The sequence below is a fragment of the Cellulomonas septica genome, from assembly GCF_012396155.1.
Classification (GTDB): Bacteria; Actinomycetota; Actinomycetes; order Actinomycetales; family Cellulomonadaceae; genus Cellulomonas; species Cellulomonas septica.
In genome coordinates this window covers 1-4,969 of sequence record NZ_JAAXOY010000229.1, presented here as the reverse complement: position 1 = coordinate 4,969, position 4,969 = coordinate 1, and the positions used below count along the sequence as shown (strand labels likewise).

8 protein-coding genes are annotated in these 4,969 nt (G+C 74.8%); 6 read left to right on the top strand and 2 right to left on the bottom strand.

What is annotated here, in order from left to right; genetic code table 11:
* From HGA02_RS10210 to HGA02_RS10190, 5 genes are all read left to right on the top strand, one after another.
* A partial coding sequence (locus HGA02_RS10210; RefSeq protein ID WP_246247639.1) for a MogA/MoaB family molybdenum cofactor biosynthesis protein occupies positions 1–264 on the top strand: 264 nt, incomplete at its 5' end.
* Entirely contained in the window at positions 261–683 is a 423-nt protein-coding gene (locus HGA02_RS10205; protein ID WP_168678912.1) for a molybdenum cofactor biosynthesis protein MoaE, read from the top strand. The genes HGA02_RS10210 and HGA02_RS10205, both read left to right, overlap by 4 nt.
* Positions 680–1,777, top strand: coding sequence for a GTP 3',8-cyclase MoaA (moaA, locus tag HGA02_RS10200; RefSeq protein WP_168678911.1), 1,098 nt, complete (start codon positions 680–682; stop codon positions 1,775–1,777). The genes HGA02_RS10205 and moaA overlap by 4 nt, the downstream gene beginning before the upstream one ends.
* A 116-nt stretch (positions 1,778–1,893) precedes the next feature.
* Positions 1,894–2,136 (top strand): hypothetical protein, encoded by a 243-nt coding sequence (locus HGA02_RS10195; protein ID WP_168678910.1) that lies wholly within the window; start codon positions 1,894–1,896, stop codon positions 2,134–2,136.
* Positions 2,133–2,432 (top strand): hypothetical protein, encoded by a 300-nt coding sequence (locus HGA02_RS10190; RefSeq protein WP_168678909.1) that lies wholly within the window; start codon positions 2,133–2,135, stop codon positions 2,430–2,432. Before HGA02_RS10195 ends, HGA02_RS10190 begins: the two co-directional genes overlap by 4 nt.
* A 117-nt stretch (positions 2,433–2,549) precedes the next feature.
* Here the strand turns inward: HGA02_RS10190 and HGA02_RS10185 are convergent, their stop codons facing one another.
* Both HGA02_RS10185 and HGA02_RS10180 read right to left on the bottom strand, forming a co-directional pair.
* Positions 2,550–2,996 (bottom strand): SRPBCC family protein, encoded by a 447-nt coding sequence (locus tag HGA02_RS10185; protein WP_168678908.1) that lies wholly within the window; start codon positions 2,994–2,996, stop codon positions 2,550–2,552.
* A gap of 194 nt (positions 2,997–3,190) precedes the next feature.
* Positions 3,191–4,072, bottom strand: a complete 882-nt coding sequence (locus HGA02_RS10180) for a helix-turn-helix transcriptional regulator (protein WP_168678907.1) — start codon at positions 4,070–4,072, stop codon at positions 3,191–3,193.
* A 112-nt stretch (positions 4,073–4,184) separates the two neighbouring features.
* Between HGA02_RS10180 and HGA02_RS10175 the strand changes: the two genes are divergently transcribed.
* Positions 4,185–4,892 carry an SDR family NAD(P)-dependent oxidoreductase gene (locus tag HGA02_RS10175; RefSeq protein WP_168678906.1) on the top strand — a complete coding sequence of 236 codons (708 nt, stop codon included), beginning with the start codon at positions 4,185–4,187 and terminating at the stop codon, positions 4,890–4,892.
* Positions 4,893–4,969: the final 77 nt, after the last annotated feature.

Below are 4,969 nucleotides of genomic sequence, written 5' to 3'. Positions count from 1 at the left end.
GTCGGCCCGCGCGACCGTACGCCCGAGGGGACACGCGCGGTGCTGGACCGCGAGCTCCCCGGGATCGCCGAGCTGCTGCGGCGCGAGTCGGCGCGGACCGTGCCGACGGCCGTCTTGTCCCGCGGGCTCGCGGGCGTGACGGCCGACGGGGTCGTCGTCGTCAACCTGCCCGGCTCCCCTGGGGGCGTCCGGGACAACCTCGCGACGCTGCTGCCGCTGCTCGACCACCTGCTCGACCAGGTCGCGGGGGGTGACCACGCATGACCGTGCTGGCGCGGATCGACGACCGGCCGCTTGACCTGCTGTTTCACGTGGAACATGTGAGCGACGCGCGGGCCGGGGCGGTCGCGACGTTCGTCGGGCTCGTCCGTGACCACGACCCGTCGGTGGACGGGAAGGTCGTGGCGCTGGAGTACAGCGCGCACCCCGACGCGGCGGCGGTGCTGACGCGGCTCGCCGAGCAGGCGGCGGCGGACGACGACGTGCTCGGGCTCGCGGTGAGCCACCGCGTCGGGCGGCTCGAGGTCGGGGAGGCCGCGATCGTCTGCGCCGTCGCGACCGCGCACCGGGCCGAGGCGTTCGAGGTGTGCCGGGCGCTCGTCGAGACCGTCAAGGCCGAGCTGCCGGTCTGGAAGCGCGAGGTCCTCGCGGACGGGTCGCACGTGTGGGTGGGGATGACATGACGGACCTGCCGATGCCGACGGTGCGGGACGCGTCGTCCGACCGCGACGCCCGCGCCCCGGAGCAGGAGCACGCGCCGCAGCCCGACGTCCGCTCCGAGGGCCCGCTCGTCGACCGGTTCGGGCGGCCGCACCACGACCTGCGCATCTCCCTGACGGACCGGTGCTCGCTGCGGTGCACGTACTGCATGCCGGCCGAGGGCGTCCCGTGGCTGGCCCGCTCGACGATGCTCAGCACCGACGAGATCGTGCGGGTCGCGCGCGTCGGGGTCGAGCTGGGGATCACCGAGATCCGGCTCACCGGTGGCGAGCCGCTGCTGCGCGTCGACGTCGTCGACGTCGTCCGGCGTCTGACTGCGCTCACCGGCCCGCACGGCAGCCCCGAGGTGTCCCTCACGACCAACGCGCTGCGGCTCCCCGCGCTCGCGTCGCCGCTGCGCGACGCCGGGCTGTCGCGCGTGAACGTCAGCCTCGACACGCTCGACCGCGCCAAGTTCATCGAGCTGACCCGGCGCGACAAGCTCGTCGAGACGCTCGCGGGCCTCGCCGCCGCCGACGCCGCCGGGCTGCACCCCGTGAAGATCAACGCGGTCGCGATGCGCGGGGTCAACGACGACGAGGTCGTCGCGCTCACCCGGTTCGCCGTCGACCGCGGGTACCAGATGCGGTTCATCGAGCAGATGCCCCTCGACGGCGGGCACACGTGGGACCGCACGCAGATGGTCACCCAGGCGGAGATCCTCGACCGGCTGACCTCGGCGTTCACGCTCACCGAGGTGCCGGGACGCGGCGCCGCACCGGCCGAGCTCTGGTACGTCGACGGCGGCCCGCAGACGGTCGGCGTCATCGCGTCCGTCACCGCGCCCTTCTGCGCGGCGTGCGACCGGCTGCGGCTCACCGCCGACGGGCAGCTGCGCGCGTGCCTGTTCGCACAGGACGAGGTCGACGTGCGCGCGGTCGTGCGGCACGAGGCGCTCGACGACGCGGCCGTCGCCGACGCGTTCCGCCGCTGCCTCGCCGGCAAGAAGGCCGGACACGGGATCGGCGAGCCGACGTTCCGGCAGCCCGACCGGCCGATGAGCGCGATCGGCGGCTGAGCCGCGAGCGCTCGGCGCTCGGAGACCCGCGCCGTGGTGGACAGGCGCTGGCTCCGCCGTGACGCTCGTCGGTAGGTTGGCGGACTGTCTGCTCACCATCTGCGGAGGCGCGCACCGTGGCCATCACCCTGCGGCTCGACCCGGCCGACGAAGACCTCCTGCGCAGGTGCGCCGCACGGGAGAATCGCACGACGGACGAGGTCGCCGCGATCGCCGTCCGTGAGTACGCAGCCCGGCTCGACGCGGCCGCCAGGCAAGGCTCCCTCGCTGCGCCGTCCGCTCGGCGCTCGGCCGCTGCGCAGGCGATCCGGGAGTCGATCGCCGAGAACTCCGACGCGCTCGACCAGCTCGCCCGATGACCACGGTCAGGTACGTCGACGTGGAGGACGCGCTCGACTTCTGCGAGCTGCTCGACCTCGTCATCGACGACGAGGGTGCTCTGGCGACGGCTCTCGCGCGGCCCGCGGTCGTCGTGCGGGGCGCCGACGCGTACGAGGGCGTGACCGACGTGCTGTACCGGCTCAACGGCTACCGGCTCGTCGCCGATCCCCACGAGGTCGACCGGTTCGTGCGCGCCGTCGGCGGCGACGAGCACCTGCCGCTCGAGGACGTCGCCGCGTGGCTGGGGGCGCACGCGCGTCTGCTCGAGAACTGACAGGCCGACGCCCGGCCGGCAGTCGCGGCTCCGCGACGGCTCGCGCTCGGTCCCTCCACATGACGACGCCCGGCCACCCCGCGCGGGGACGGTCGGGCGTCGTCGTGCGTCAGGCGGTCAGACGTCGCCGCGCCACGCGCCGGTCTCGGTGCCGCGGTTCTCGATGAACTCCTTGAACCGCTTGAGGTCGGCCTTGACCTGCAGGTCGTCGGCACCGACGGCGGCACCGGCCTTCTCGACGAGCGAGTCCGGCTCCCACCGGGTCTCGACGTGCACGCGGGTGGTGCCCGCGTCGACGGCCTCGAACGTCACGACGCCCTCGTGGGCCGGGCCGTCGACGCTGCGCCACGCGACGCGCTGGTCCGGGTGCTGGTCGGTGATCTGCGCGTCGAACTCGCGCTCGACACCGCCGATCGAGGTCCGCCAGTGGGTGAGCGTGTCGGTCACCTGGCGCACCTCCTCGACGCCACCCATGAAGTGCGGGAACTCCTCGAACTGCGTCCACTGGTCGTAGGCGGTGCTGATCGGGACGGCCACCTCGATGGTCTGGTCGATCGTCGGCATGCCGTGCTCCCTTCGCTCGGGACGGGTTGTCGGGCCACGCTAGGTCGGCCCCGGACGGGTCGCGCGGCGAGCGCGCGACCTGTCGCCCGTTCCGGTGGAGCGTGGCCGCTCGACGTGCGAGGAGCGCCGTCGAGGCGCACCCTTTCCGGCTCGGCGCCGCCGACGCGGAGCCGGCGAGGACGCCGTGCGGGACCTCAGTCGCGCGTCGCGGACGCACCCGCGGTCGGCGTCAGGGACTGCGTCCCGATGACGCGGAGCAGCGCGAGCGCGTCGGCGGCAGGGCTCCCCGCCGGGGCCGAGTAGACGATGATCGCCTGGTCGCTGTCGGGCACGTGCAGCGCGTCGCAGTCGAGCGTGACCCGCCCGACCGTCGGGTGGTCCACCGACTTGCGGTGGCTGCGCCAGACGCTCGCGCCGCCCTCCTGCCACATCCGCTCGAAGTCGGGGCTCTCCCGCCGCAGCTCGGCGACGAGCTCGTTCAGGCGCGCGTCCTTCGGGTACCGGGCGGCCGCCGTCCGCAGCGCCGCGACGGCCTGGGCCGCGGTCGCCTCCCGCTCGTCGTGCGACATCGCGACGCGGGTCCGCGGACCGTAGGGCGTCGTGCCGAGGAACCGGATCCGGTTGACGTTGCGCTCGCGCACGGGCACCGACGACCAGTCGCCGAGCAGCGCCGACGCCATCGCGTTCCACGCGAGCACGTCGCCGCGCGCGTCGAGCAGCAGCACCGGCAGGTCGACGAGGCGGTCCATCAGGCGCTGCACGCTGGGGCGCACGACGTCGTCGACCGTCCCGGGAAGCGGCGGCGGCGAGCCCGCCAGGTGGAAGAGCTCCGCGCGCTCGTCGTCGTCGAGCCGCAGCGCCCGGGCCAGTGCGCGCAGCACCTGCGGCGACGGCCGGGGCCCGCGCCCCTGCTCGAGCCGCACGACGTAGTCGACGCTCACGCCGGCGAGCAGCGCGACCTCCTCGCGCCGCAGACCCCCGACCCGGCGGCGCTCGCCCGCCGGCAGCCCGACGTCCTGCGGTGACAGGCGTCCCCGCGCACGTCGCAGCACCTGGGCGAGCTCACCACGATCCATGCGCCCAGGATCCACCCGTGCGGCGGCGCGCGGGCGGCCGCAGCGTGGGACCGCCGGTCCCAGGGTGCGCACGCCCTGGAGCGCGCTCGTGCCGCGGCGGAGGGTCGACGGCATGGACACCACGATCGCCCTCGTCACGGGGGCCACCCAGGGAATCGGGCGGGAGACCGCCCGTCGACTCGTCGCACTCGGCTGGACCGTGTGGGTCGGTGCGCGCGACCTCGACGCCGGCCAGCGGGTCGCCGGCGAGCTCGGCGGCGACGCGCGGGCCGTGCGGCTCGACGTCACCGACGACGCCTCCGTCGCCGACGCCGTGCGCGTCGTCGACACCACGCACGGCCGGCTCGACGTGCTCGTCAACAACGCCGGCGTCAGCGGGCGCCTCGTCGGACCGCGGGACACCCCGCCCGCGGACTTCCTGCCCGTCTACGGCGTCAACGTGCTCGGGCCCGTCCGGGTCACGCACGCGTTCCTGCCGCTGCTCGACCGGTCCGCGCAGCCGCGTGTCGTCATGGTGTCGAGCGGGCTCGGCTCGTTCGGCGTCACGACCGACCCGGCGCGGTTCGAGTCGACGATCGCCGGGCTCGCGTACCCGTCGTCGAAGGCCGCGCTCAACATGATCACGAGCCAGTACGCGAAGGTGCTCGACGGGTACCAGGTGCTCGCCGTCGACCCCGGCTACACCGCGACCGGCCTCAACAGGCACCAGGGGTTCCAGACGGTCGAGCAGGGGGCCGAGGCCGTCGTCGCGGCGGCGACCGTCGGTCCGGACGCACCGTCCGGGACGTTCCACGACCGGGCGGGCGCGCTGCCCTGGTGAGGGGTCGACCCGCCCGGTGTGCGACGCGCCGGGCGGGTCAGCCGCCCGCGAAGGGCGGCAGGACGTCGAGCGTCACG